Genomic DNA, 25,803 nt, shown 5'->3' with positions numbered 1-25,803 from the left:
ATCCGTGTAGCCGCCGAGGGACTTCGAGCCGAACCCGAAGAAATCGCCGCTCGTGCCGCGCAGGCTGAGGTGCGTGTTCACGACCGGACCGATCGGGGTGCTGAACGTTCCCGAGATCGTGATCGGTCGTCGAAGCTGGACATCGAGTTGCAGGTTCTGACCGGGAGCGATCGTGATCGGCATCGAGTCTGCGCGAGCATACGCGTCCTGCCACCACTCACTGAGGAATCGATCCTGATTCGCATCACCACTGCCGTTGTTGACGAATGCCACGCGGTAGGTGCCGGGGGTGATGTCAGCAACCTCGTAGGCGCCGGTCGACTGGCTGTTGTTCGCGCCAGCTGCGATCCCGTTCTCGCCGTCCCTGTACAGTCGGACGCCGATCGGGACGATCGTGCCGTCTTCTCCGATGATCGTGCCCGATATCGTTCCGGAAGGGCCGGATTCAGTCGCTGCGGCGGTGACTGCGGGAGCAATGGTCAGCAGCATCGCGGCCGCGCCGGTGGCGAACGCCCGGAAAAGTGACACTCTTTGACCTCTCTGGATGACTGTGCGACGTCGTCGTCGAAGGTGAGCATATCCCCATCTGGTCAGGTGCAGACGCTCGATCCGCGGACGTCACATAGCCGGGCGCGTATGCGGGCCCGCCGTATGATGGTGCTTCCGGCGCCGGCCACCCGAGCGGCAGCCAGCAAACCACCCCTGGGAGACCACGTGAGCTTGATCGTGCAGAAGTTCGGCGGGTCGTCCGTCGCCGACGCGGAGAGCATCAAGCGGGTCGCCAAGCGCATCGTCGAGACCCGCAAGGCCGGCAACGACGTCGTCGTGGCGGTCTCCGCGATGGGGGACTCGACCGATGAGCTGCTCGACCTCGCGAACGAGGTCACGCCGCTTCCCGCGCCGCGCGAGCTCGACATGCTGCTCTCGGCCGGCGAGCGCATCTCGATGGCGCTGCTCGCGATGGCGATCAAGGGCATGGGCCACGAGGCGCGCTCGTTCACGGGCAGCCAGGCCGGCATGATCACCGACGCCACGCACGGCGCAGCCCGCATCGTCGACGTGACACCGGTGCGCCTGCGCGAAGCCCTCGATGACGGCGCGATCGTCATCGTCGCCGGCTTCCAGGGCTTCAACCGCGACACCCGCGACATCACCACGCTCGGCCGCGGCGGCAGCGACACGACCGCCGTCGCACTCGCGGCCGCCCTCGAGGCCGATGTGTGCGAGATCTACACCGACGTCGACGGCGTCTTCACCTCCGACCCGCGCATCGTGAAGAAAGCTCGCAAGCTCGACAGGATCACGAGCGAAGAGATGCTCGAGCTCGCGGCATCCGGAGCCAAGGTCCTGCACATCCGCGCAGTGGAATACGCGCGCCGCCACGGCGTGACCCTGCACGTGCGCTCGTCGTTCAACAACAGCGAGGGGACCATCGTCTACGACCCCGCGCGCCTTCCCGAAGGAGAAGCTGTGGAAGAGTCCGTCATCGCAGGTGTCGCGGTCGATCTGACCGAGGCGAAGATCACGGTCGTCGGCGTTCCCGACAAGCCGGGCGTCGCCGCGAAGATCTTCAAGATCGTCGCCGGCACCAACGCGAACGTCGACATGATCGTGCAGAACGTCTCAGCCGCCTCGACCGGTCGCACCGACATCTCGTTCACGCTTCCGAAGTCCGAGGGCGAGCGGGCGCTCACGGCCCTCGCCGGCTCGCAGGAGGCCATCGGCTTCCTCTCGCTGCAGTACGACGACCAGATCGGCAAGCTCTCGCTCGTCGGCGCTGCCATGCGCTCGGCCGCGGGGGTCTCCGCCCGCCTGTTCGAGGCGCTCTACACGGCCGGCATCAACATCGAGATGATCTCGACGAGCGAGATCCGCATCTCGGTCGTCACTCGCGCCGACAGCGTGCACGCTGCTGCCCGCGCCGTGCACTCGGCATTCGAGCTCGATGGCGACGACGACGCGGTCGTGCACGGCGGCACCGGGCGCTGATCGCCTGATCGCAGGTCGAGCGGATGCCGCATCCGCTCGACCATCGAAATCCTCGCGGATCCCGGGGCAATCCTGCCAAGGTTCCGCGAACCGCCGGGCGGCGCCGCCCGGGCTGGGACAATGGAAGAACGCTTCCCGGCGGCCGAGCGGCTGCCGGGCGATGGAGGAGTGCACGTGGGCAACACCAACGGAGTGAACATCGGCGTCGTCGGCGCCACCGGTCAGGTCGGCGCGGTCGTGCGACGCCTGCTCGAGGAGCGCGACTTCCCGGTCGCCTCGATCCGCTACTTCGCCTCGGCGCGGTCGGCCGGCTCGACGCTGCCCTGGAAGGGCGACGACATCGTGATCGAAGATGCCTCGACGGCTGACCCGAGTGGGCTCGACATCGCGATCTTCTCCGCCGGCGCCACGCTCTCGAAAGCACAGGCGCCCCGATTCGCCGCCGCCGGCGTCACGGTCATCGACAACTCGAGCGGCTTCCGCATGGACCCCGACGTTCCGCTCGTCGTGAGCGAGGTCAACCCGCACGCGATCGACGAGGCCGTGAAGGGCATCATCGCGAACCCCAACTGCACGACCATGGCCGCGATGCCCGTGCTGAAGGTGCTGCACGACGAGGCCGGTCTCGAGCGTCTCATCGTGAGCACGTACCAGGCCGTCTCGGGCGCGGGTCTCGCTGGCGGCGAGGAGCTGCTCGAGCAGGCCCGTGCGGCCGTCTCGCAAGACACGATCGGGCTCGTGCACGACGGGGCATCCGTCACGTTCCCGGCAGCCGAGAAGTTCCCGCGCACGATCGCGTTCGACGTGATCCCGCTCGCGGGTTCGATCGTCGACGACGGCGACCTCGAGACCGACGAAGAGAAGAAGCTCCGCAACGAGAGCCGCAAGATCCTCGAGCTGCCGGGGCTTCGCGTCGCGGGCACCTGCGTGCGCGTGCCGGTCTTCACGGGTCACTCCCTCACCATCCACGCCGAGTTCGCGAACGAGATCACGCCCGAGCGGGCGACCGAGCTGCTCGCTGTCGCCCCCGGTGTCGAACTCTCGGAGGTGCCCACGCCGCTGCAGGCGGCCGGCACCGACCCGAGCTACGTCGGGCGCATCCGCCAAGACCAGTCGGCGCCCGAGGGCAAGGGCCTCGTGCTCTTCGTCTCGAACGACAACCTGCGCAAGGGCGCGGCGCTGAACGCCGTGCAGATCGCAGAGCTCATCGCGGCGAAACTGCCTGCCGCGGTCTAGCACCATCACGAACGGATGCCCCGTGGCCGACCGGCCACGGGGCATCCGTCGTTCTCGCTGTTCGCCGGTCGAGGAGGTGCGCCAGCGCGTTTCGTGACCCACTCGAGGGTCTCGAAACGCTGCGATCCTCGACCGGCCGGCAGCCGTTGCCGGTTCGTGACCTCGATGATCTTGACGTTTCTGAGTTTTGTATACAGAATACTGAGGTAGCAGTTCCCCCGATCCGGCGCTCGACGCCGGCCCTCCTGCAATGACGAAAGAGGTAGCGGAATGGCCCGCGCGAACTCGAAGATGAGACGTCTCCTGGCGATCGGCGCGGCAAGCGCTCTCGCCGTCGGCCTGGCGGCCTGCAGCGGCGGAGGAGGTGCGAAGGACGAGAACACCGTGGTGTGGTCGACCTGGGGCACCGCCGAAGAGCTCACCCGCTACCAGGACTTCAACAAGGAGTTCATGAAGCGCCACCCCGACATCACGGTCAAGCTCCAGCCGGTCGCGAGCTACGACGAGTACCACTCGAAGCTCCTCGCCCAGCTCGCCAGCAACACCGCACCCGATGTCTTCTACGTCGGCGACGACAAGATGGGCCAGTTCGTCGACTCCGGCCGGCTCATGCCGCTGAAGGAGCTCATGGAGGGCGAGGACAGCCAGACGAAGCCCGACGACTTCTTCCCGGGCCTCTTCGGTGCCGCTGAGAAGGATGGCGAGTACTACGGTGCGCCGAACGACTCGAACCCCGATGTGCTCTGGTACGACAAGCAGGCGCTCGAAGCCGCCGGCATCACGGAGGACCCGGCCACCCTCGCCGAGAACGGCGAGTGGACGACCGAGAAGTACCTCGAGATGAACGCCGAGCTGAAGGACGCGGGCCTGACCGGTTCGATGTTCTGGAACTACTGGGCGACGCACTGGAGCTGGTTGTCGTCGCAGGGGCTGCCCGCGCCGTACGACGAGTCGGGCGCCTTCACGGCGAACAGCGACCCGGCGAGCGTCGAGGCGATCGACACCCTCGGTGCTCAGTTCCAGGACGGCACCTTCGTCGTCGCGGACACGCTGCCCGACGGCGCCGGCGCCGACAGCGTCTTCGTGACCCACAAGGCCGGATTCTTCGTGCAGGGCCGCTACACGATCGGCACCGTCGAATCGACCGGCGAGCAGGACAGCTACGACATCGTGCGCTGGCCGACGCCCGACGGCGAGGTCGCACCGACCGGCGTCGCGGTCTCGTTCCTCGCGATCAACGGCAAGACGGCGGCGGCTGACGCGGCCTTCACGTTCTGGACCGAGTTCCTCTCGGCCGAGGGGCAGACCTTCCGTCTCGAGGGCGGTGGCAACGCCGTGCCCTCGATCAAGGGTGCCGACGACGTCGTGCTCGAGGGCGACTACCCCGCCCACGCGCAGACCTTCCTCGACATGCGAGACGTCGGCTTCACGAACTACGCTGCCGAGGCCCGCGTGCCCGGTCTCTCGATCGACATCAGCGACCTCTTCCTGAAGCTCTACGAGGGCAAGCAGGACGCGCAGACCACCCTCGACGAGGCCGCCGAACTCGTGGCGGAGAAGTCGGGCGAGTAGCGTGACCGCACTCACCACCGGTGAGCGGATGCCGCAGGCCCAGCCTGCGGCATCCGCCCCGCGCCGCCCGCGGAAGGAGTCGGCCTGGCGCCGACGGGACCGACGATGGGGCTACGTGTTCGTCGGCCCGCAGCTGCTCGGCATGTCGCTGTTCGTCGTGCTGCCGTTCGCGGCGAGCATGGTGCTCGCCTTCGCGAGCTGGGACGGACTCGGGGAGCTCACCTGGGTCGGCTTCGAGAACTTCAGCGCCCAGTTGCAGGACGAGCTGCTGCTGCGCTCCATCGTGAACACGCTCATCATCGCGTTCGTGACGGTGCCCATCGGCCTCGGCCTCGCCGTCGTCATCGCGGTCGCGCTCGAGAAGCTGAAGACGCGCACGCTCTACCTGGTGCTGTTCTTCGCGCCGGTGGTGACCTCGACGGTCGCGGTCGCGATGATCTGGCAGCAGATGTTCCGTGCCGACGGGGTGCTCTCGACGGCGATCTCGAACATCTTCGGCATCGCCCCGCCCGACTGGCTCGGCGACCCGAAGCTCGCCCTGCTCGCGGTCTGCATCGTGACCATCTGGTCGTCGCTCGGGCTCAACGTCATCATCTTCCTCGCGGGCCTGCAGAACATCTCGCCGTCGGTCATCGAGGCGGCCCGCATCGACGGTGCCGGTGCCTGGCGGCTGCTCACCAGCATCCGCCTGCCGCTGCTGTCGCCGATCGTGTTCTTCTCGTCGGTGGTCGCGTTCATCTCGTCGCTGCAGACGTTCGACACCGTCTACGTACTCGTCTCGAACGCCGGTCCCGACAACGCGACCCGCACGATCGTGTACCACATCTACGATCTCGGCTTCGGCAAGTTCGAGATCGGCCCGTCGAGTGCCGCGAGCGTGATCCTGCTCGTGATCACCCTCGTGATCACGGCGATCCAGTTCGGCGCCCAGAAGAAGTTCGTGCACTACGAGGATGACGCAGCATGAGCCTTGCGAACCCGCGCCTGGTCGACGGAACCCAGGCCCCGCCCACGGACTCGACGGTCGCGTTGAGCGCGCCCGGTTTCGAGCACCGCCCCACGGGTGCGCGCACCGGCAAGGGGGGCCGGCGCCTCGGTGCCACGGCCCTGCACGTCGCCCTCATCGTCGCCGGACTCGCGATGGTGTTCCCGTTCGTCTGGATGCTGCTGACGTCGTTCAAGTCGCTGCCCCAGCTGCTGCAGGACCCGCTCGCGTTCCTGCCCCAGCCCTGGACCTTCGACAACTACGTCGAAGCATGGAACGCGGTGCCGTTCGGCCAGGCTTACGTCAACAGCATCTACATCGCGGCGCTCGTCGTCGTCGGCACGCTGCTCACCGCGTCGATGGCCGGCTACGCCTTCGCGCGCATCCGCTTCCGTGGCAGCCGAGTGCTGTTCATCGTGTTCCTCGCGACGCAGATGATCCCCAAGCAGGTCACCCTGATCCCGTTCTACATCCTGATGACGCAGCTCGGCTGGGTCGACTCGCACCTCGCACTCATCGTGCCGGGTCTGCTCGCGAACCCGTTCGCGGTGTTCCTCATGCGTCAGTTCGTGCTGTCGCTGCCGAAGGAGCTCGAGGAGGCGGCGATCGTCGACGGCGCCGGCCGTTGGCGGATCTTCTGGAGCGTCGTGCTGCCGAACCTGAAGCCGGGCCTCGCGGCGCTCAGCATCATCGTCGCGCTCGATGTGTGGAACGCGTTCCTGTTCCCGCTCGTGCTGCTGAACAGCCCCGACCTGTTCACGGTGCCGCTCCTGCTCTCGAGCTTCCAGGGGCAGTTCGGCTCGGTCAACTACGGGCTCGTCATGGCCGCCTCGGCGATCTCGACGATCCCGATGCTCATCGTGTTCGTCATCGGCCAACGACGTATCCTCAACAGCATGGCGGCCTCGGGGCTGGGCGGACGATGAGCGTGACGGATTTCAGGTCGAGTAGCGGCGGCGGAGCCGACGCGTATCGAGACCCCTCGGAGCTGGCCGGCCTCGCCGGCCGCCATCTGGATCTCGTGCAGGCCCCCTTCACGCTGCCGCGCTCGCGCGTGCTCGTGTTCCGGGCCGACCGGGCGGAGCTGGCCGACCGGATCGGCGACGAGGAGGCCGTCGACCCCGCCCCCGCGACGGCGCTTCGCGTGCACACCTCTGAGTACGAGCGCTGGCTCGACGACTGCCGGGTGATCGACGAACTCGTGGTGAGAGGCGCCGACGGCGTAGCGCTGCCCGTCACGCGTGTGCTGCCGCACGTCATCGAGTTCGGCGGGGGAGCGGCGACGCTCACGTTCGCCGGACCCGGAGTGCTCGGCATCGCCGGCGTCGGCTCGAGCGTCGAGTGGACGGTGCCGGACGGCGCGCGCACCCGCGTGGAGCTCACCGCTGAGGCACCGGCCGTGCGTTTGCACGTCGGAGCCGACCGCTCAGTGCGGCACGAGGCATCCGCTGCGCCAGATGACGACCTCGTGGCGACCGAGCGCCTCTGGATCGACTGGTTCGCGAAGTGCCCGATCGTGCGCAGCGACCTGCAGCAGATGGCCGCCTTCTGCTGGTGGGTGCTCGGCGCGAACATCGTCGAGCTGCCGTCGATCGGCGAGGCGCGCGGGGTCGTGCCTTCGAAGATCGGGTATGTCGGCGTCTGGCAGTGGGACGCGTACTTCATCGCGGTGGGCCTGCGCCACGGCGATCCGGCGCTCGCCCGCGAGCAGCTCGAGATCGCCTTCCGATTCCCCGGCGACGACGGGCAGCTGCCCGACGTCGTGCACGAGGAGGGCGTGCTCGCCTCGAGCGACGACCTGCCCGCTGGCGACCGCGATCGCCTGCGCCGCGCCGGCTCGCAGATCGCCGATCCGAACGCCCCGGTGCCGCTGACCAAGCCGCCGCTCGCAGCGTGGGCCCTTGCGAAGGTGCTCGAGGTCGAGGACGCGCCGGACTGGGCCCGCGCACAGCTCGAGACGATCCGTCGCTCGCAAGACTGGTGGTTCGCCGGCAGCGATCTCGACGGCGACGGGATGCCCGAGTACGGTCACCCCTACTCCTCGGGCCTCGACGACAGCCCCATCTTCGACGGCCCCTTGCCGACGACCGCGCCCGACCTCGGCGCCTACCTCGTGCTCCAGGACCTGGAGCTCGCACGGCTCGCCGAACGCTACGGCACGGATGCCGCGGGCGACCCCCGCGCGCACCGGGACCGCGCCGCTCGCACCCTCGAGCTGCTCCTCGGCATGTGGCATCCGGAATCCGGCCGGTTCCTCGCCCGGGCTGCGGGGGAGACGGTCGGCAGTGACGCGATCGTCGGCTTCATGCCGCTCCTGACCGGCGGGCTGCCGCAGCCGGTCGTCGATGCGCTCATCGCCGCACTCGCCGACCCGGCCCGATACGGCCTGTCCTGGACGGTGCCGACGGTCTCGGCCGCCGATCCCGACTTCTCGTCCGAGCGGATGTGGCGCGGGCCGGTGTGGGTGAACACGAACACGCTCATCATCGAGGGGCTGCGGGCCTCGGGGCATCCGGAGCTCGCCCGCGACCTCGCCGAGCGCACGGTCGCGCTCGTGGTGAACGCCGGCGGACCGCACGAGTACTTCAACCCGACCTCCGGGCGGAAGGCGCGCACCGCGACGACCGCGTTCGGCTGGTCCGCGGCGCTCTTCATCGACCTCGCGGTCGGACTGTCGGCTCCGTCGGTCGAGCCCCTGCCGGTCGAACTTCTGCCGGTCGAGTAGCGAAGCGTATCGAGACCTCGTGCGGGTCTCGATACGCTCCTTCGTCGCTCCTCGACCGGCGGAGCCCGGGGCCATTGCGCCCACCCTGTGTATTCAATATTCAGATCAGACAAGGAAGTCCAGATGAACACGACCCGTACCCTGCTCGCCTCCGCTGCGACCCTCGCAGGAGTCGCGTTGCTCGCCGGCTGCGCCATGGGCGGCGGCCCGTCCGCAGGCCCGGTCGTACTCGACCCCGACGCGAAGCTCGAGGGCGAGATCACCGTGTGGTCGTGGGACGTCGCCGCGACCGCGCTCGACCGCCTCGGCGCCGAGTTCGAGGCCGAGCACCCCGGCACGACCGTGAACGTGGTCGACGTCGGGTACGACAACGCCTACGACAAGCTCTCCGTGGGGCTCCAGGCCGGCAGCGGCCTGCCCGACGTCGTGACGATCGAGACCGACCGCGCCCCCGGCTACATCAACGAGTTCCCGACGGGGCTCGTCGATCTCGACCCGGTGCTCGGCGAGGCGGAGGCCGACTTCGACCCGTTCAAGTGGGCCGCCCAGTCCGACGCCGACGGCGCGCTCAAGGTTGCACCGTGGGACTCGGGCACCGTCGGCCTGTTCTACCGCACCGACTACTTCGAGGAGGCCGGCATCGACCCGGCCTCGATCTCGACGTGGGACGACCTCGTCGCAGCCGGCGAGCAGATCAAGGCCGAGAGCGGCCACACCCTCCTCTCCCTCGATGTCGCGACGGGCGGCGGGTTCCAGATGCTCCTGCAGCAGCAGGGGCAGGGGCTCTTCGACGAGAACGGCGACATCACCGTCAACTCGCCCGAAGCCGTCGAGGCGCTCACCCTGCTGCAGACGCTCAACGAGAAGGGCCTGCTGAAGAACGTCAAGGGCTGGGACGGCCGGGTCACGAGCGCCAAGGACGGCGACTCGGCGGTCACGCCCGAGGCGGTCTGGTGGATCGGCACGCTGCTCGGCGACGCCCCCGAGCTCAGCGGCAGCTACGGCGTGACAGAACTGCCGGCCTTCGAGGAGGGCGGTGTCCGCACGTCCAACAGCGGCGGCTCAGGGCTCGCCGTTCCGGCGCAGGCGAAGAACCCGCAGCTCGCGGCCGCGTTCGTCGACTTCGCACTCGCCGACGCCGGGAACCAGGCGTCGATGATGGAGAACGAGGGGCTCTTCCCGTCGTACCTGCCGGCGCTGCAGGGCCAGTACTTCGCCGAGCCGCAGGAGTACTTCGGCGGTCAGCCCGTCTACGAGCTCTTCGCCGAGCAGACCGCGAACATCCCCGCGATCACCTTCACGACCGACAACGCCGAGGCGAGCGACATCGTCGCGAACGCCGTCGTCGCCGCCGTGCTGAACGGAGCCGACCCGCAGCAGGCGCTCGACGACGCCGCGCAGCAGATCGCCACGGCGACCGACCGCGAGATCGCGGAGTAGGCGCTCGTATGACCGCTCCGACGCTCGCCACCGGCGAGCGCGGGCGTGGCGGCAACGAGGGGCGAGGCATCCGAGGCGGATCGGATGCCGCGCCCCGCCGTTCCCGGACGCTGGGGCGCAGGCTCCAGCGTCCGGGGGCGTGGTTCGCCCTGCCCGCGGCCGCCCTGCTCGCGATCTTCTTCGCCTACCCGCTCGTCACCTCGCTCTGGCAGAGCTTCTTCGCCACCTCGGGCGGGGTCTCGAGCTGGGTGGGCCTCGAGCAGTACGCGCGGCTCTTCTCCGATCCGCTCATCGCGAAGAGCCTCTTCAACGCCGGCCTCATCCTGATCGTGCAGGTGCCCCTCATGATCGGGCTCGCCGTCGGGCTCGCGTACCTGCTGAACCAGTCGTGGCTCAGGTTCCGCTCCGGGTTCCGCCTCCTGACCTTCCTGCCGGCCGTGACGACGCTCGTCGCCTACGCCGTCGTGTTCCGTGTGATGCTCGCGACCGACGGGGGAGCGGTGAACCAGATGCTCGGCCTCGTCGGCGTCTCGCCTGTCGACTGGCTCAACAACGAGTGGTGGGCACGCGTCGCGCTCGTCGCGGCGATCACGTGGCGATGGACCGGCTACAACATGGTGATCATCCTCGCGGGGCTGCAGGCGATCCCGGGGGAGCTGTACGAGGCGGCGCGCATCGACGGCGCCGGGCGTTGGCAGATCTTCACGAAGATCGTCATCCCGCAGTTGCGGCCGGTGCTCATCTTCACGACCGTGACCTCGACGATCGGCGCGCTGCAGCTCTTCGACGAGAACTGGATCCTCACCGAGGGCGGCCCGAACGACGCCACACTCACCCCCGTGCTCTACCTGTACAAGGTCGGGTTCCGCCAGTTCGACTTCGGCTACGCCTCCGCGATCGCGTGGATGCTCGTCGTCATCACCGCGATCATCGCGATCGTGCAGTTCCGCATCATGAGGGAGAAGCCGTGACCGCGACCTCGGCACTGACGTCCGTCAACCCCGAGGCGAGGGGTGCGCGTGAGTCGCGCCCGACCGGGTTCCGCCCGGCGCTCGCCCGCGGCATCCTTCGCCTGCCCGTCTACCTGCTGCTCGCGGTCGCGAGCGTCTTCTCGGTGCTGCCGTTCCTCTGGATGGTGATCGCCTCGACGCACTCGACCCCCGAGCTGTTCGGTACGCCGCTGCCCGTGCTGCCGGGCGACCAGCTGTGGGAGAACCTCGCGCGGCTGCAGGAGTCGGTGAACTTCAGCCAGGTCATGCTCAACAGCCTCGGCATCGCCGTCGTGTACACGGTGTTCTCGGCGGTCGTGAGCGTGATGGCCGGCTACGGACTCGCCACGTACCGGTTCAGAGGGCGCGGAGTGCTCCTCGGCGTGGTGCTCGTGACGATGATGATCCCGATGCAGGTGCTGCTCGTGCCCCTGTTCCAGATGATGGCGAGCGCCGGATGGATCGACAGCTACCAGGCCGTCATCCTGCCGTTCCTCGCGAACGCGTTCGGCATCTTCCTCATGCGGCAGTCGTTCCTCGACTTCCCCGTGACGCTCATCGAGGCGGCGCGCATCGACGGGGCCGGGGAGCTGCGAACCTTCTATCGCATCGTGCTGCCGGTGGCCCGGCCGCAGCTCGCCGCACTCGTGATCTACACGTTCATCAGCCAGTGGAACGCATTCATCTGGCCGCTGCTGATGCTGAACACCGAGGACCGGTACACGGTGCCGGTGGCGCTCAACACGATGATCGGCATGTCGCGCGTCGACTACTCGGGGCTCATGCTCGGCTCCCTGCTCGCGACGCTGCCGCTCATGCTGCTGTTCCTGGTGTTCCAGAAGCAGTTCGTGTCGGGCCTGATGGGCGGCGCCGTCAAGGGCTGAGCGGGCGGCATCGCTGCTCGACCGGTGCGGGCGGGGCAGTCGGGTCAGGCGGAGAAGTAGGGGCTCGAGGCGTTGTCGAGGATCCGCTGCATGCCGTGCATCCAGTTGGCCTTGAGGGCCGCCACGGCACCCGGAACGTCGCCGACCTCGAGACGCGCGGCGATCGCGGCGTGCTCGGCGGCGACGCGCTCGACCATGACGTCGTTCGGTACGAGCAGCGACTCGTACCGGTGGAAGGCGCCCCGCACGCTCGCGATGACATCGAGCAGACGCAGGTTCGGGCACGCGGAGAGCATGATGCCGTGCCACTCGTCGTCCTTCGTGACCACGAGCGCGTGCTCGACGACCTCCTGATCGAACTCGGCCGCGAGCTCGGAGAGCCGCCCGCCGATCTCGCGCAGCCGTTCGATGGGGCTGAGCTCGAGCGCGAGCCCTTCGAGGGCGGCCATCACGGGGGCGAGGTCCTCGAACTCGCTCGCGCTCAGCGGCACGAACCGGAAGCCCTTGCCGTTCTCGCTCGTGATCTGACCCTCGCTCTCGAGCGCGATGAGGGCTTCGCGGAGCGGCGTGCGGCTGACGCCGAGCTCACCGGCGAGCTGTACCTCGTTGATGCCCTCGCCGGGTTGGACCGCACCCGATCGCATGCGCGCGAGCAGTTCCTCGCGCACCTGCGATCGCAGGTTCTTGCGTTCGATCGCCATGTATTCGCCTTCCGGGCCGCTCACGGCCGCTCGGGCCATCCGCGGCCAGCCTAGGCGTTTGCGAGGGCTTGACCGGTTCCGGCATTCCGTTTACGGTGTCTGTATACAGAATACATTCTGCACCGCAGCGTGTACACCCCAAGAGACCGAGGAGCAGGTGTGGCCGTCGACGTCCCCCGCAGCATCCGACTCGATGCGCTCGCCTACGGCGGCGATTACAACCCCGACCAGTGGCCCGAAGAGGTCTGGCACGAGGACGCCCGGCTCATGCGCGAGGCCGGCGTCAACATCGTGAGCCTCCCGGTGTTCTCATGGCCGCAGCTCGAGACCGCCCCCGGCGTCTACGACTGGGGATGGCTCGATCGCGTCATCGAGATCCTCTGGGAGGCCGGCATCCGCATCGACCTCGCGACGGCGACCGCGACGCCCCCGTCATGGCTCGTTCGCAGCCACCCCGAGATGCTGCCGAGCGACGAGAGCGGCCGGCGCCTCGAGTTCGGCTCGCGACAGGCCTACTGCCCGAGCTCGCCGGTCTGGCGCGAGCACGTCGGGCGCATGACCCGGGCGATGGCCGGACGCTACGGCGAGCACCCCGCGCTCGCGCTCTGGCACATCTCGAACGAGTACGGCGATCACGTCTCGCGGTGCTGGTGCCCCGAGTCATCCGCTCACTTCCGCCGTTGGCTCGAGCAGCGCTACGGCACCCTCGACGGGCTGAACGAGGCGTGGGGTGTGAACGTCTGGGGTCAGCGGTACACCGAGTGGGCGCACATCGAGGCGCCGCGGCGCTCGACCGGCCCCGTGAATCCCACCCAGCTGCTCGACTTCGAGCGGTTCTCCTCCGGCGCGCTGCTCGAGCTCTTCGAGATCGAGGTCGAGATCCTCCGGGAGGTCACGCCCGAGATCGGCGTGACCACCAACTTCATGAGCATCCTGCGCGACCTGAACTACTGGGACTTCGCGGCCGTCGAGGACCTCGTCACCGACGACGCCTACCCCGACCCGGCCGATCCGCTCGCGCACGTGCCCGCGGCGCTGAACTACGGCTACATGCGTTCGCTCAAGGGCGGACAGCCGTGGCTGCTGCTCGAGCAGGCTCCGAGCGGCGTGAGCTGGCGAGACGTCAACGTGCCGAAGGCGCCTGGCCAGATGCGCATCGGCAGCCTGCAGGCCATCGCGCACGGTTCCGACGGCGCCATGTGCTTCCAGTGGCGTCAGGCGAAATACGGGCAGGAGAAGTTCCACTCGGCGATGCTCGGGCACCGCGGCGAGGCCTCCCGCACCTTCCAGGAGGCGAAGGCGTTCGGTGCCGAACTGCAGCGTCTCGAACCGGTGCGCGGCAGTCGCGTGCGCTCCCGCGTCGCACTGGTCATCGACCACGACTCGTGGTGGGGCTCGTCGGCCGCCGAGTCGCTGCCGTCGCAGCGGCTCGAGTGGCTCGCGCAGGCGCGCGCCTGGAACGCGGCCCTCTTCGCGCTCGGCCACCCCGTCGACGCGGTGCAGGCGACCTCCGACCTCTCGGGCTACGACCTCGTCGTCGCACCCAACCTCTACGTGACGGATGGCGCCCAGGCCGCCGCGTTCGCGACCTTCGTCGAGCGAGGCGGCCAGCTCGTGGTCGGCCCGTTCTCGGGCGTCGTCGACGCGACCGAGAAGGTGCACGACGGCGGCGCTCCCGGCCCGCTCAGGGGCCTCCTCGGCGTCGAGGTCGACGAGCAGTGGCCGGTGGCCGACGGGCGGGCCGAGCGCGTCGCCTTCGCCGACGGCCTCGCGGAGTTCGACGCGCCGATCTGGGGCGAGTGGCTCGAAGTGCACCCCGGCACCGACGTGGTCGCGGGCTACGCGAGCGGCGAGCTCGACGGTCGGCCGGCGATCACGCGGCGCCCGGCGTCGGTCGAGGCATCCGCTGGTCTCGACACGCCGAGCTCCTCTGCCGGCGCCGCCTGGTACGTCAGCTGCGTGCTCGAGCCGACCGGCCTCGTCGAGCTCTTCCGCGCCGTGCTCGGCGCCGCTCGCCTGCCGGCGCGCGACCGAACCCACGCCGACCTCGAAGCCGTCACCCGAAGCGACGAGCACACCGACTACACCTTCGTCCTGAACCACGGTCGCGACGAACTCGTCGTCGACGTGCCCGAAGGCGCCCGCGACCTGCTCGCGCCCGAGGGTCTCGATACGCTCCGCCACTCGACCGGCGGGCGAGCCACCCTCACCCTGCCGCGTTTCGGCGCCGCCGTGCTCGCGACCCCGCGGGCCGGCGCCGCCCCGTTCATCACCCTGTCCGACATCGACGACTGAAGGCTCCCATGAACCAACCCTTCACCCACCCGTACCTGCCGAACACCGCACCCGACGTCAAGCAGGCCATGCTCGACGCCACCGGTGCGGCGTCGGTCGCGGAGTTCTACGCCGACGTGCCCGATGAGCTTCGCCTCAGTCGGCCGCTCGACCTGCCCGCGCCGTTCCCGGCCGAGCAGGATCTCGCGCGTCACGTGCGCGGGCTCCTCGCGAAGAACCGCTCGACCGAGGACCGCCTGAGCTTCCTCGGACACGGCACCTACCAGCACTACGTGCCGGCGGTCGTCGACGAGGTCATCAACCGGAGCGAGTTCCTGACCGCCTACGCCGGTGAGCCCTACGAGGACCACGGCCGATTCCAGGCGCTGTTCCAGTACCAGTCGCTCATGGCCGAGCTGCTCGCCATGGACGTCGTGAACGTGCCCACCTACGACGGCTACCAGGCGACCGCGACCGGTCTCGCGATGGCCGGCCGCATCACGGGCCGCAGGCGCGTGCTCGTCGCGAGCGACGTGCTGCCCGCGAAGTACTCGAAGGTGGCCGACTTCGTGCGCGTGCACCTCGACCTCGAGCACGTGCCCACCGTGAACGGCACCGCGGATGCCGCGGCGATCGCCGCCCGCCTCGGCGCCGACGTGGCAGCGGTCTGGTTCGAGACGCCGAGCGCGACGGGTGCCGTCGAGACGGCGCTGCGCGCGATCTCCGACCTCGCCCACGAGGCGGGTGCGATCGTCGTCGTCGGCACCGACCCCATCGGTTACGGCGTGCTCACCCCGCCCGCCGAGCAGGGCGCCGACATCGTCACCGGCGACATCCAGTCGCTCGGACTGCACCAGTGGTACGGCGGCGCGCACGGCGGATTCATCGCCGTCGCCGACGACCCGACCTTCATCATGGAGATGCCGTCCCGCCTCTTCGGACTCGCCACCACCGACGTGCCCGGCGAAGTGGGCTTCGGCGACGTCGCCTACGAGCGCACGTCCTTCGCCCAGCGCGAGGAGGGCAAGGAATGGGTCGGCACGGCCGCCGCATTGTGGGGCATCGCCGCCGGCGTCTACCTCGCGCTCATGGGTCCGCAGGGCATGGCCGACCTCGGCGAGCTGCTGCTCGCCCGCCCCCGCTACGCGCAGCAGCGGCTCGCCGCGATCCCCGGCGTCGTGCTCGCCGACGGCGCGCTGCACCTGCGGGAGTTCACGGTGAACGTCGCCGGCGCCGGCCTCACCGCCGAAGGCGTCGTCGAGGCGCTGCGCCGCGAGGGCATCGAGCCCGGCGTCGTCGTCGGCGAGCACACGCTGCTCGTCTGCGTCACCGAACTCACGAGCCAGGCCGACATCGATCGGCTCGCGGCATCCCTCGCCGGTCTCGCGACCGCAGCGGATGCCTCGACCACCCCCGTCACCACTGCAACGATCCTCGAGGAGCAGAACGCATTGGTGTCCGACGCCGTTCTCCCTCTCGCCCCCGAACTCACTCAGGAGCAGAACGCATGAGTCTCCCACTCGCGCCCAAGCCGGCCATCCGCCGGTTCCACCAGGCCAGCTGGGACGAGCCGGTCATCTTCGAGCTCTCGACCCCGGGCGAGCGCGGCGTGTTCGTCACGCCGATCGAACCGGGCGTTCGCGACGCGGTCGGCGACGTCGTGGCGGCGCTGCCCGCCGGTCTTCGCCGTGCGACGCCGCCCGCGCTGCCCGAACTCGGCCAGATGCGCGTGCTGAAGCACTACCTGCGCCTCTCGCAGGAGAACCTCGGCGCCGACCTGAACGTCGACATCGGCCAGGGCACGTGCACGATGAAGTACTCGCCGAAGATCAACGACCAGCTCATCGGCACCCCGCAGCTCACGGCGATGCACCCGCTGCAGGACCCGGCCGACGCGCAGGGCGTGCTCGAGATCGTCTGGAGCCTCGAGCGCATGCTCGCCGAGATCTCCGGCATGGACCAGGTCTCGCTGCACACGCAGGGCGGCTCGGCCGCGATCTGGGCCAACATCGCCATGATCCGCGCCTACCACGAGGCGAATGGCGAGGGCGAGCAGCGTCGCGAGGTCATCACGACGATCTTCAGCCACCCGTCGAACGCGGCGGCGGCGAAGGCCGCGGGTTACGAGGTCATCACGATCTTCCCCGACGCGGAGGGCTACCCCGACCTCGCCGCCCTCAAGGCGGCGCTCTCGCCGCGCACGGCGGCGATCATGGTCACCAACCCCGAGGACACCGGCATCTACAACCCGGCGATCAAGCAGTGGGTGGATGCCGCGCACGAGGTCGGCGCGCTCGCCGCGTACGACCAGGCGAACGCGAACGGCATCCTCGGCATCACCCGCGCCCGCGACGCCGGGTTCGACGTGTGCCACTTCAACCTGCACAAGACGTTCTCGACGCCGCACGCCTGCGGCGGCCCGGGCGCCGGGGCGAACGCGGTCAGCGCCGCGCTCGCGCCCTTCCTGCCCGGCCCGCGGGTCGTGCGCGAGGTCGCCGCCGACGGCGCGGTGCGCTTCGACCTGCGCGACACGGATGCCCGGTCGATCGGCTCGGTCGCGCCGTTCCACGGCGTGATCCCGAACATCGTGCGCGCGTACTCGTGGATCATGGCGCTCGGTGCGGAGGGCCTGCTCGCCGCCGCCGAGATCGCGGTGCTGAACAACAACTACCTGCTCGCGAAGGTGCTCGAGATCCCCGGTGCCTCCGCGCCGTACGCGGCGGGTCGCCGCCGCATCGAGCAGGTGCGGTACTCGTGGCAGGAGCTCTTCGAGGACACCGGGATCTCGTCGGAGGAGATCGGCATCCGCATGACGGACTTCGGCATGCACTACTGGACGAGCCACCACCCGTACGTCGTGCCGCAGCCCTTCACCCTCGAACCGACCGAGTCGTACTCGAAGGCCGAGATCGACGAGTACGTGGCCGTCCTCGCCGAGGTCGCACGTGAGGCGCGCGAGACCCCGGAGGTCGTGCGCACCGCGCCGCACAACCAGACGGTGCACCACACCCACCACGACGACCTCGACGACCCCGAGCGCTGGGCCATCACGTGGCGCGCGTACCAGCGCAAGTACTTCGGTGCCGGAACCCCGGCTTCGGCGGCGGAGCCGGCGGAGACCGCGGCCTGAGCGTGATCGCCCTCGTCGTGAACCCGATCGCCGGAGTCGGCGGGCCCGCCGGGCTCGCCGGCTCCGACGGCGCGGCCGTGCAGGAGCGGGCGGAGGCGCTCGGCTCCCGCCGTCGCGCCGCCGAGCGCGCGCGGCTCGCGCTCGAGACGGTGGCGGCGCGAAGCGCGGCGGGTGCCTCGCGACCGGTCGTGATCACGGCTGCCGGCGCGATGGGCGAGGACGTGGTGAGAGCCGCCGGTCTCGAGCCGCGCGTCGTCTTCCGCGCGTCGTCGAGGGACGGGGCGGGTGAGACGACCGCGGCCGACACGACCGCCGCCGCACGTGCGCTCGTCGACGCCGGAGCGAGCCTCGTGCTCTTCGCCGGCGGCGACGGCACCGCGCGCGACGTCGCCGCCGGGCTCGGCACGGACGCCGCGGCGCTCGGCATCCCAGCCGGCGTGAAGATGTACTCGCCCGTGTTCGCCGTGAGCCCCCGGGCAGCGGGTGCGCTCGCCGCGGCGTGGGTCGCGGCATCCGAGGCCGGTCGCTCCCTGCCCGTGCAGGAGCGGGAGGTGCTCGACGTCGACGAGGCCCAGCTCCGGGTCGCCAGGGTCGAGCCGAGACTCTACGCGACCATGCCGGTGCCGTACCTCGCCGGCCGCACCCAGGCCCGCAAGTCGGCGACGCCGGCGAGCGAGCACGCGGCCGTCGTCGCGGCGGCCCGCGGCGCCGTTCGGTCACTGCGGCCCGGCGTCCGCTACCTGCTCGGACCGGGCGGCACGATGGCCGAAGTCGCCCGCGAGCTCGGCGTGGCGAAGACCCCGCTCGGCGTCGACGTCGTGCTCGACGGCGCCGTCGTGCGCGCCGCAGCGTCCGAGTCCGAGCTGCTCGACGAGATCGCCGCAGGCCCGGCGAGGGCCGTCGTCTCGGTGATCGGCGGGCAGGGCTTCCTGCTCGGCCGCGGCAACCAGCAGCTCTCGGCGCGCGTCCTGCGCGCCCTCGGCCCCGACCCGCTCGTCGCCGTCGCACCGGAGCAGAAGCTCATCGACCTCGGCGGGCGACCCCTGCTCGTCGACACCGGCGACGCCGCAGTCGACGCACGGCTCGCGGGATTCGTCCGCGTGATCACGAGCGCGGCCACCACCAGCATCTACCCTGTCACCGCACCCGATGCCGAGGCATCCGACCCCGAAGGAGAAGGCCATGCGCCTTGAGAACAAGCAGGCCATCGTCACCGGCGGCGCGGGCGGCATCGGCCGCGCCACGTCGATCGCCCTGGCCGCCGAAGGAGCGGCCGTCGCCGTCGTCGACCTGAACGCCGACGCCGCGGCAGCGGTCGCGGAGGAGATCCGCGCGGCGGGCGGCACCGCGATCGCGATCGCGGCCGACGTCTCAGCCGAGGCCGACATCGAGCGCGTCGTCGCGACTGCGGTCGCCGAATTCGGCGGGGTGAACGTGGTCTTCAACAACGCAGGCATCATCCGGCGCACGACGGCCGTCGAGACCACCGTCGAGGAGTGGGATCGCGTCTTCGGCGTGAACGTGCGCTCGATCTTCCTGATGTGCAAGCACATCGTGCCGATCATGGCGGCCGCCGGCGGCGGTTCGATCGTGAACACCGGCTCGGGCTGGGGTCTGAAGGGCGGCGGCCAGGCCCTCTCGTACTGCGCCTCGAAGGGTGCGGTCGTGAATATGACCCGCGCGCTCGCGATCGACCACGGCCCGCAGGGCATCCGCGTGAACTCGGTGAACCCGGGCGACGTCAACACGGGGATGCTCCGCGACGAGGCGCGCCAGCTCTCACAGGATCCCGACGCGTTCCTCGCCGAAGCCGCCGACCGGCCGCTGCAGCGCATGGGCGAGCCGCGCGAGATCGCCGCGGCCGTTGTGTGGCTCGCGAGCGACGAGTCGAGCTACGTCACGGGCTCCGCGCTCGTCGTCGACGGCGGCGGCATCGCGTAGCAGGCTTCGGCCGAACGACGGATGCTCCGTGGCCGATCGGCCACGGGGCATCCGCTCTGTTCGGGGCTCGTGCGGGGCTCGCTCAGCCCTGGGGGATGGCGGCGACGACGTCGATCTCGACGAGGATGTTCGCGAGGCGCGAGCCCACCGTGGTGCGCACGGGGTACGGCTCGGTGAAGAACTCGGCGTACGCGACGTTGTACTCGGCGAAGTCGGCGAGGTCCTCGAGGTGGGCGGTGACCTTCACGACGTCGTCGAACGTCAGCTCGTACTCGGCGAGCACTGCGCCGATGTTGCGCAGCACCTGGCGGGTCTGCTCGGCGACGCCGCCGGGAACGACCTGGCCGGTGGCGGGATCCTGGGGGCCGAATCCGGCGGTGTAGAGGAAGCCGTTGGCGACGACGCCGTGGCTGTAGGGGCCGGCGGGCTTCGGGGCGTTCGAGAGGGTGACGGCGATCTTGGACATGGTTCCTCCTGTGGGGTGATCGGTCGAGGTCGTGATGGTCTGGCGAGCCAGCGAACTCAGCCGAGCTCTCGGGCGATGGCGTCGGCGGTCTCCCGCATCGCTGGCAGGTTCGCCCGCAACCGGTCGAGGTCGGCGACCATGCGGATCGCAGTGACCGAGAGCGCGCCGACGATGCCGAGGGAACTCCGGATCGGCACGGCGATGCAGTTGACGAAGGCCTCGAACTCGCGGTCGTCGGTCGCCCAGCCGCGGGAGCGCACGAGGGCGAGCTCCCGGTCGAGTCGCTCGCGCGTGGTGATGGTCAGGTCGGTGTACCGCTCCCAGGTGATGCCGGCGAGCACCGCGTCGCGGCCCGCGGTGTCGAGGTCGGCGAGGATCGCCTTGCCGACGGCCGAGCAGTTGGGGATGACGGCGCGGCCGATGCGCGAGTACATGCGCACGCCCGACTCGTCTTCGGCCTTGTCGACGTAGACGATCGATCGGTCCATGAGCGCCGCGAGGTGCACGGTGTTGCCCGTGCGGCGCTGCAGGCGGCGAACGTGCTCGGCGCCGGCCTCGCGCAGGTCGAGCGAGTCGAGCGCTTCCTTCGAGAGGGCGGCGAGCCGGGTTCCGAGCGTGTAGCGCCCGGTGCTGCGGCGCCGCACCCACCCGACCTCCTCGAGCGCCTGCAGCTCGCGGAACATCGTCGAACGATGCAGCTCGAACGCCGCGGCGAGCTCGGCGACTGTGCGCGGGTCGGCCGCGATCGCATCGATGATGCGGGCGGCACGTTTCACGCTCTGCGACATGTCAGACCTCCTCTTCCTCTTCCGCGATGTCTCGGGACCACTCGTCTCCCACGGGACCCGCGATATCCGTGGTCCGGTGCGACACGAGTGGTCCTGAACCGGGCGCTGCGGAGTCGACGGCGGCGCGACGGATGCCCCGGCCGGGCGTCGCCCCGGTGAGCTCGCCGCCAGCGAGCACGGGCACGCCCGCCACGAGCACGTCGTCGATGCCGACGCCGAGGCCGAGCGGCGCGGAGTAGCTCGCGGTCGCGCCCACGGCATCGGGGTCGACGAGCACGAGGTCGGCGACGAAGCCCTCGCGAACGGCGTAGCGGTCGCCGAGTCCGAAGCGGGCCACCGACCGGGCGGAGACGAGCGCCGAGGCATCCGCCCAGCCGAGCGCCGCCTGCTCGCGCACGAGCATCGCGAGGGAGCGCGGGAACGAGCCGCGCGCTCGAGGGTGCGGGTGCCGGCCGATGAAGATGCCGTCGGAGCCGCCCACCGCGGCCGGGTGCGAGAGGATCTCGGCGAGCCCGGCGTCGCTGCGTTCGTGCTGCACGGCCATCACGACGTTGACCTCGAGCCGCGAGGCGACGAGCACGTCGAGCGCGAAGTCGATCGCGTCGATCGAACCGCCGGAGCGAGCGGATGCCTCGGCGGCCCCTTCGGCGATCGTCAGGCCGTGCGCCCAGTCGTAGTCGGGCGCCGCGACGTGGGCGAGGGTCAGCATCGACGGCCACTCGGGCCCGAGGCTCGCGTAGCCGGTGATCGTCGGGAACCACTCCTCGCGGAGCATCGCGCGGATGCCGGGATCGGCGAGCTCCGCGGCGACCTCTGCTGCGGGTCGCACCGTCAGCGAGGCGGGCAGGATCGGCATCGCGAGGATCGAACAGCCGCGCGTGTACGGGTAGGCGTCGAAGGTGGCGTCGACGCCGGCGCGGTCGAGGTCGGTGAGGAGCTCCCGCACGAGGTGCGGCTCGGCGTGGAAGTGGGAGACGTGCACGCGCGCACCCGAGCTGCGTGCGATGGCGGCCACCTCGGCGATGCCCGCGGCGGAGTTCGCCTCGTATCCGCCGCGCATGTGCGAGACGTAGACGGCCCCCGCCGCGGCGACGGGCACGGCGAGGGCGGCGAGCTCGTCGGTGCCGGCGAAGACACCTGGCGCGTAGTCGAGGCCCGTGGAGAGGCCGAGGGCGCCCTCGCCGAGCCCGTCGGCCACGAGGGCGCGCATGCGAGCGAGCTCGGCGGGCGAAGCGGCATCCGTCGACCGGCCCATGACCTCGAAACGCACCGTGCCAGCAGGCACGAGGGTTGCGGCGTTCACGGCCGTGGCGCCGTCGTAGGCGCCGAGCAGCGCGGCCACCCCGCCGCCGCGGTAGCTCGGGTGCGGTCCGTTGATCGCCGCGAAGTACTCGGTCGCATACGCACCGTCGCCCGGGGCGTAGCCGACGCCGTCCTGCCCGCCGATGACGGTCGTGACGCCTTGCCGCAGCAGGGCGAGCTGCACCTCGGGGTCGAAGAGGGCGCCGTCGGCGTGGGAGTGCGCGTCGACGAAGCCGGGCATGAGGAGCCGGCCGCGCCCGTCGATGACGTGCGCGTCGCCCGGGTCGAGCGTGCCGGTGGGTGGGATGGCCTCGATTCGCTCGCCGTCGATGAGCACGTCGGATGCCGCGGCGCCGATGCCGCCGGCATCGACGACGACCACGCCTCGGATGATCACGGTCATCGCGAACCCTAGAAGAACGTGCGCACGAGCGCGACGACGAGATCGGAGCCGCCGCCCTCGACGACCGGGATGAGGCGCCACTTGTCGAACGCGGTGCAGGGGTGCGACAGGCCGAGCGACACGACCTCGCCGATGGCGAGGTCGAAGGGTGCGTCGGCGCGCAGGTAGGCGTGCTGGTCGTTGAGCGCGGTGACGGATGCCCCGGCGAGCGGTCGTTCGCGGGCCCCGGGCGCCTCGGCCACACCGAACGGCACGGGAAGCCCCTCGTCGTACGGGAAGTCGCGCTTGCCGCCGTCGAGCAGTGCGAGGCCCGGCTCGGGGTGCGACACGACGCGGGCGTAGCCGCGCATCGCCGGGGTGAGCTCGCCGTCGATCGGCGAGATGCCGTGGTAGAAGCCGTCGTCGTGGAGGAGGGAGGCGCCCGAGCGGAGGATCCAGCGGGTGCGCGGTTCTGCTCCCTGAGCCTGTCGAAGGGCGCCCGTGTGCGCCTCGGCTCCCGTCGACGGGCTCAGGGAACGGATGTGCGGTCCGAACACCTCGGCGACGAGTTCGAGATAGGCGCTGCCGCCGGCGCTGACGATGAGCTCGCCGTCGGCGAGACCGCGCACCGCCTCGTGCACCTCGAGCATCTCGGCGAGGTAGGCGCGCACCGCCTCGAGCGCCGCGGGGGAGCGATCGTGACCGAGGCTGCCCTCGTACCCGGCGGTGCCGGCGAGCCGGAGGACGGGCGAGGCGGCGATGCGCTCGGCGACGCGCACGGCCTCGTCGACGCTGCGCGCACCGGTGCGGCCGCCGGCTCCACCGAGTTCGACGAGCACGTCGATCGGGCGGGGGAGCGTCACGCCCTCGAGCCCGCGCTCCATCGCCTCGACGGTCGCCACCGAGTCCGCCCACGAGTGGAATGAGAATGCGGGGTCAGCCAGTTCGCCGGCGATGAACTCCACCGCGTCAGGCGCCACGAGCGTGTTCGCGAGCATGATCGACGCGATGCCGAACGATCGCGCGGTGCGCACCTGCCCCGGGGTCGCGAGTGTGACCCCGGTGGCGCCGTGGTCGAGCTGGAGCTGCCAGAGGGCGGGGGCCATCGTGGTCTTGCCGTGCGGCATGAGCTCGAGTCCGCGCTCGTCGCACCAGCCCTGGACCACTGCGGCGTTGTGTTCGAGAGCGCGCGCGTCGAGTGCGAGGAGCGGGGTCCAGAACTCGGCGAGCCTCGGGCCGGTCGCGAGGAACTCGCTGACCGTGAGCCCTGCGGCTCGGGCGGGCAGTCCCTTGTCGGCCGCGTTCAGTCGCTCATCGTCGAGTGCGTCGAGTCGCGTGTGCTGCAGCATCCGAGCCCCTTCCCTAATGTTGCAGATAGTGCAACGAGTTTGCGCTGAATCTGCACACCAGACAGCATAGGGGCGTGCTAGACATTCCGCTGCCCGACGTCGTCGCCCTCGGCGAGACGATGGCCCTCGTCGCCCCCGTGCTCGCCGAACCGCTCGAGACGGCTCACGAATTCCGCGTCGACTCGGCGGGCGCCGAGTCGAACGTCGCCGCGCATCTCGCGGCACTCGGCGGGCGAGCGGCGTGGGCGGGCCGACTCGGCGACGACGCGCTCGGCCGGCGAATCGAGCGTCACCTGCGCGAGCGCGGCGTCGACACCCGCTGGGTCGAAGCGGACCCCGATGCGCCGACCGGCGTCTACTTCAAGGATCCGGGTCGCGGCGTGCGCTACTACCGGGCGGGGTCCGCGGCCTCGCGAATGGCCCCGCCCTTCCTCGACTCGCTCCCGCTCGACACCGCCCGCGTCGTGCACGTGAGCGGCATCACCCCTGCGCTCTCCGCGAGCTGCGATGCGCTCGTCGACGCACTCGTCGACCGCGTCGCCGCCTCGCCTGCGATGCTCAGCTTCGACGTCAACCACCGCAGCGCCCTCTGGCCGGCGGGGGTCGCGGCCGGTCGCCTTCGCGAACTCGCCTCCCGTGCCGACCTCGTCTTCGTCGGGCTGGACGAGGCCGAGGCGCTGTGGGGCACGGCGACGCCGGAGGCGGTGCGGGCGCTGCTGCCCGAGCCGACGCTCCTCGTCGTGAAGGACGGCGCGATCGGGGCCACCGAGTTCCGCGCCGGCGCCGGTGCGGACGACAGACCGACCCACGTGCCGGCGATGGTCGCGGAGGTCGTCGAGGCCGTGGGCGCCGGCGACGCCTTCGCGGCGGGCTACCTCGCGTCGTGGCTCACCGGAGGCGACGCGCGCGAGCGTCTCGCCGCCGGGCATGCCCGAGCCGTGACCGTGCTCGGCGACACCGCCGACTTCCCCCGCGCCGAATCCAACCTGAGGAGCACCCGATGACCACCACGAGCAACGCCGAGTTCGACGAGATCTTCGAGGGGCAGCCGCTCATGGCGATCTTCCGGGGTCTGGGAGTCGAGCGGAGCCTCGAGCTCGCCGAGCGGGCGTGGGGGCTCGGCATCAACGTGGTCGAGCTGCCGATCCAGACGGAGGCCGATCTCGAGGCGCTGCGCGTGGTCGCGGCGGCCGGGCGGGCCGCCGGTCGCCTCGTCGGAGCGGGCACCGTGGTGTCGAAGCGCCACGTCGAGCTCGCGGCATCCGCCGGCGCGGCCTTCACCGTGAGCCCGGGATTCGACCCGGCCGTCTCGCGCGCCTCGGCGCAGGCCGGCATGCCGCCGATGCCGGGCGTCGCGACGGCGACCGAGGTGCAGGCGGCGATGGCGATGGGGCTCACCTGGGTGAAGGCATTCCCTGCCTCGCTGCTCGGGCCGGGCTGGTTCTCGGCCATGGCCGGCCCGTTCCCCGACGCGCGATTCGTCGCCACCGGCGGCATGGATGCGTCGAACGCCGGCGAGTTCCTCGCTCGGGGCGTGCGCGCGGTCGCCGTCGGCTCGGCGCTCGAGGATCCGGCGCAGCTGCCGGCGCTCGCCGCATTGCTCGCCGAGTAGCCGAGGCGATCGGAGGAATCCGAAGCGCGGTGCCGACC

Annotated in this window: 21 protein-coding genes; 16 read left to right on the top strand and 5 right to left on the bottom strand. The window is 70.5% G+C overall.

Features of this window, described 5'->3' with window-relative positions:
• The first annotated feature begins 714 nt into the window (after positions 1–714).
• From ESP57_RS05255 to ESP57_RS05215, 9 genes are all read left to right on the top strand, one after another.
• Complete coding sequence (locus tag ESP57_RS05255) at positions 715–1,989, top strand: aspartate kinase (RefSeq protein WP_056010274.1); 1,275 nt, start codon at positions 715–717, stop codon at positions 1,987–1,989.
• 174 nt (positions 1,990–2,163) lie between these two features.
• Entirely contained in the window at positions 2,164–3,225 is a 1,062-nt protein-coding gene (locus ESP57_RS05250; protein WP_243648405.1) for an aspartate-semialdehyde dehydrogenase, read from the top strand.
• 291 nt (positions 3,226–3,516) lie between these two features.
• Positions 3,517–4,797 carry an ABC transporter substrate-binding protein gene (locus tag ESP57_RS05245; RefSeq protein WP_243648404.1) on the top strand — a complete coding sequence of 427 codons (1,281 nt, stop codon included), beginning with the start codon at positions 3,517–3,519 and terminating at the stop codon, positions 4,795–4,797.
• A 1-nt stretch (position 4,798) separates the two neighbouring features.
• Positions 4,799–5,764, top strand: a complete 966-nt coding sequence (locus ESP57_RS05240; protein WP_082571378.1) for a carbohydrate ABC transporter permease — start codon at positions 4,799–4,801, stop codon at positions 5,762–5,764.
• Complete coding sequence (locus ESP57_RS05235) at positions 5,761–6,708, top strand: carbohydrate ABC transporter permease (RefSeq protein WP_129230766.1); 948 nt, start codon at positions 5,761–5,763, stop codon at positions 6,706–6,708. Before ESP57_RS05240 ends, ESP57_RS05235 begins: the two co-directional genes overlap by 4 nt.
• A gap of 2 nt (positions 6,709–6,710) precedes the next feature.
• On the top strand, positions 6,711–8,507 hold the full coding sequence (locus ESP57_RS05230) for an amylo-alpha-1,6-glucosidase (protein ID WP_129230765.1): 1,797 nt from the start codon (positions 6,711–6,713) through the stop codon (positions 8,505–8,507).
• 123 nt (positions 8,508–8,630) lie between these two features.
• A complete protein-coding gene (locus ESP57_RS05225; RefSeq protein WP_165877376.1) occupies positions 8,631–9,947 on the top strand; it encodes an ABC transporter substrate-binding protein in 1,317 nt (438 codons plus the stop codon).
• A gap of 8 nt (positions 9,948–9,955) precedes the next feature.
• On the top strand, positions 9,956–10,918 hold the full coding sequence (locus tag ESP57_RS05220; RefSeq protein WP_129230764.1) for a carbohydrate ABC transporter permease: 963 nt from the start codon (positions 9,956–9,958) through the stop codon (positions 10,916–10,918).
• On the top strand, positions 10,915–11,820 hold the full coding sequence (locus ESP57_RS05215) for a carbohydrate ABC transporter permease (protein WP_243648403.1): 906 nt from the start codon (positions 10,915–10,917) through the stop codon (positions 11,818–11,820). Before ESP57_RS05220 ends, ESP57_RS05215 begins: the two co-directional genes overlap by 4 nt.
• 44 nt (positions 11,821–11,864) lie before the next feature.
• Here ESP57_RS05215 and ESP57_RS05210 read toward each other — a convergent pair whose 3' ends face one another.
• Positions 11,865–12,521, bottom strand: coding sequence for a GntR family transcriptional regulator (locus ESP57_RS05210; RefSeq protein ID WP_129230763.1), 657 nt, complete (start codon positions 12,519–12,521; stop codon positions 11,865–11,867).
• Between the two features lie 159 nt (positions 12,522–12,680).
• Between ESP57_RS05210 and ESP57_RS05205 the strand changes: the two genes are divergently transcribed.
• From ESP57_RS05205 to ESP57_RS05185, 5 genes are read left to right on the top strand one after another with little or no spacing between them, the layout of a single operon-like run.
• Entirely contained in the window at positions 12,681–14,816 is a 2,136-nt protein-coding gene (locus ESP57_RS05205; protein WP_243648402.1) for a beta-galactosidase, read from the top strand.
• A gap of 8 nt (positions 14,817–14,824) precedes the next feature.
• Positions 14,825–16,306, top strand: a complete 1,482-nt coding sequence (gcvPA, locus tag ESP57_RS05200; RefSeq protein WP_129230762.1) for an aminomethyl-transferring glycine dehydrogenase subunit GcvPA — start codon at positions 14,825–14,827, stop codon at positions 16,304–16,306.
• Positions 16,303–17,925: an aminomethyl-transferring glycine dehydrogenase subunit GcvPB gene (gene gcvPB / locus ESP57_RS05195; RefSeq protein WP_056010258.1), complete on the top strand. Its 1,623-nt coding sequence runs from the start codon at positions 16,303–16,305 to the stop codon at positions 17,923–17,925. Before gcvPA ends, gcvPB begins: the two co-directional genes overlap by 4 nt.
• A 2-nt stretch (positions 17,926–17,927) precedes the next feature.
• Positions 17,928–19,118 (top strand): ATP-NAD kinase family protein, encoded by a 1,191-nt coding sequence (locus ESP57_RS05190; protein WP_207904477.1) that lies wholly within the window; start codon positions 17,928–17,930, stop codon positions 19,116–19,118.
• Positions 19,108–19,866 carry an SDR family NAD(P)-dependent oxidoreductase gene (locus ESP57_RS05185; RefSeq protein WP_129230761.1) on the top strand — a complete coding sequence of 253 codons (759 nt, stop codon included), beginning with the start codon at positions 19,108–19,110 and terminating at the stop codon, positions 19,864–19,866. The genes ESP57_RS05190 and ESP57_RS05185 overlap by 11 nt, the downstream gene beginning before the upstream one ends.
• Before the next feature lie 82 nt (positions 19,867–19,948).
• On the opposite strand, the gene ESP57_RS05180 is transcribed toward ESP57_RS05185, so the two are convergent.
• Genes ESP57_RS05180 through ESP57_RS05165 form a run of 4 tightly spaced genes read right to left on the bottom strand, consistent with a single transcriptional unit; the run spans position 19,949 to position 24,153 of the window.
• Positions 19,949–20,332, bottom strand: a complete 384-nt coding sequence (locus ESP57_RS05180; RefSeq protein ID WP_129230760.1) for a RidA family protein — start codon at positions 20,330–20,332, stop codon at positions 19,949–19,951.
• A 56-nt stretch (positions 20,333–20,388) separates the two neighbouring features.
• Positions 20,389–21,120 carry an IclR family transcriptional regulator gene (locus ESP57_RS05175; RefSeq protein WP_129230759.1) on the bottom strand — a complete coding sequence of 244 codons (732 nt, stop codon included), beginning with the start codon at positions 21,118–21,120 and terminating at the stop codon, positions 20,389–20,391.
• Position 21,121: 1 nt separating this feature from the next.
• Positions 21,122–22,825, bottom strand: a complete 1,704-nt coding sequence (locus ESP57_RS05170) for an N-acyl-D-amino-acid deacylase family protein (protein ID WP_129230758.1) — start codon at positions 22,823–22,825, stop codon at positions 21,122–21,124.
• Between the two features lie 8 nt (positions 22,826–22,833).
• A complete protein-coding gene (locus ESP57_RS05165) occupies positions 22,834–24,153 on the bottom strand; it encodes an alanine racemase (RefSeq protein ID WP_129230757.1) in 1,320 nt (439 codons plus the stop codon).
• A gap of 74 nt (positions 24,154–24,227) precedes the next feature.
• Here ESP57_RS05165 and ESP57_RS05160 point away from each other — a divergent pair, with 74 nt between their 5' ends.
• The gene (locus ESP57_RS05160; protein WP_243648401.1) at positions 24,228–25,157 is read left to right on the top strand and encodes a sugar kinase; all 930 of its coding nucleotides are present in this window, start codon (positions 24,228–24,230) and stop codon (positions 25,155–25,157) included.
• Entirely contained in the window at positions 25,154–25,765 is a 612-nt protein-coding gene (locus tag ESP57_RS05155; RefSeq protein ID WP_129230756.1) for a bifunctional 4-hydroxy-2-oxoglutarate aldolase/2-dehydro-3-deoxy-phosphogluconate aldolase, read from the top strand. The genes ESP57_RS05160 and ESP57_RS05155 overlap by 4 nt, the downstream gene beginning before the upstream one ends.
• Positions 25,766–25,803 lie beyond the last annotated feature (38 nt).

It is taken from the genome of Agromyces fucosus, assembly GCF_004134865.1.
In the GTDB taxonomy this organism is placed as follows: Bacteria; Actinomycetota; Actinomycetes; order Actinomycetales; family Microbacteriaceae; genus Agromyces; species Agromyces fucosus.
This window is presented reverse-complemented; position numbering and strand designations above follow the sequence as displayed.

Excerpts from the sequence above, each read along its gene's own strand:
- ESP57_RS05245 (WP_243648404.1), top strand. The coding sequence starts at position 3,517 with ATGAGACGTCTCCTGGCGATCGGCGCGGCAAGCGCTCTCGCCGTCGGC.
- ESP57_RS05235 (WP_129230766.1), top strand. The coding sequence starts at position 5,761 with ATGAGCCTTGCGAACCCGCGCCTGGTCGACGGAACCCAGGCCCCGCCC.
- ESP57_RS05225 (WP_165877376.1), top strand. The coding sequence starts at position 8,631 with ATGAACACGACCCGTACCCTGCTCGCCTCCGCTGCGACCCTCGCAGGA.
- ESP57_RS05220 (WP_129230764.1), top strand. The coding sequence starts at position 9,956 with ATGACCGCTCCGACGCTCGCCACCGGCGAGCGCGGGCGTGGCGGCAAC.
- ESP57_RS05210 (WP_129230763.1), bottom strand. The coding sequence starts at position 12,521 with ATGGCGATCGAACGCAAGAACCTGCGATCGCAGGTGCGCGAGGAACTG.
- gcvPA (WP_129230762.1), top strand. The coding sequence starts at position 14,825 with ATGAACCAACCCTTCACCCACCCGTACCTGCCGAACACCGCACCCGAC.
- gcvPB (WP_056010258.1), top strand. The coding sequence starts at position 16,303 with ATGAGTCTCCCACTCGCGCCCAAGCCGGCCATCCGCCGGTTCCACCAG.
- ESP57_RS05185 (WP_129230761.1), top strand. The coding sequence starts at position 19,108 with ATGCGCCTTGAGAACAAGCAGGCCATCGTCACCGGCGGCGCGGGCGGC.
- ESP57_RS05180 (WP_129230760.1), bottom strand. The coding sequence starts at position 20,332 with ATGTCCAAGATCGCCGTCACCCTCTCGAACGCCCCGAAGCCCGCCGGC.
- ESP57_RS05175 (WP_129230759.1), bottom strand. The coding sequence starts at position 21,120 with ATGTCGCAGAGCGTGAAACGTGCCGCCCGCATCATCGATGCGATCGCG.
- ESP57_RS05170 (WP_129230758.1), bottom strand. The coding sequence starts at position 22,825 with ATGACCGTGATCATCCGAGGCGTGGTCGTCGTCGATGCCGGCGGCATC.
- ESP57_RS05165 (WP_129230757.1), bottom strand. The coding sequence starts at position 24,153 with ATGCTGCAGCACACGCGACTCGACGCACTCGACGATGAGCGACTGAAC.
- ESP57_RS05155 (WP_129230756.1), top strand. The coding sequence starts at position 25,154 with ATGACCACCACGAGCAACGCCGAGTTCGACGAGATCTTCGAGGGGCAG.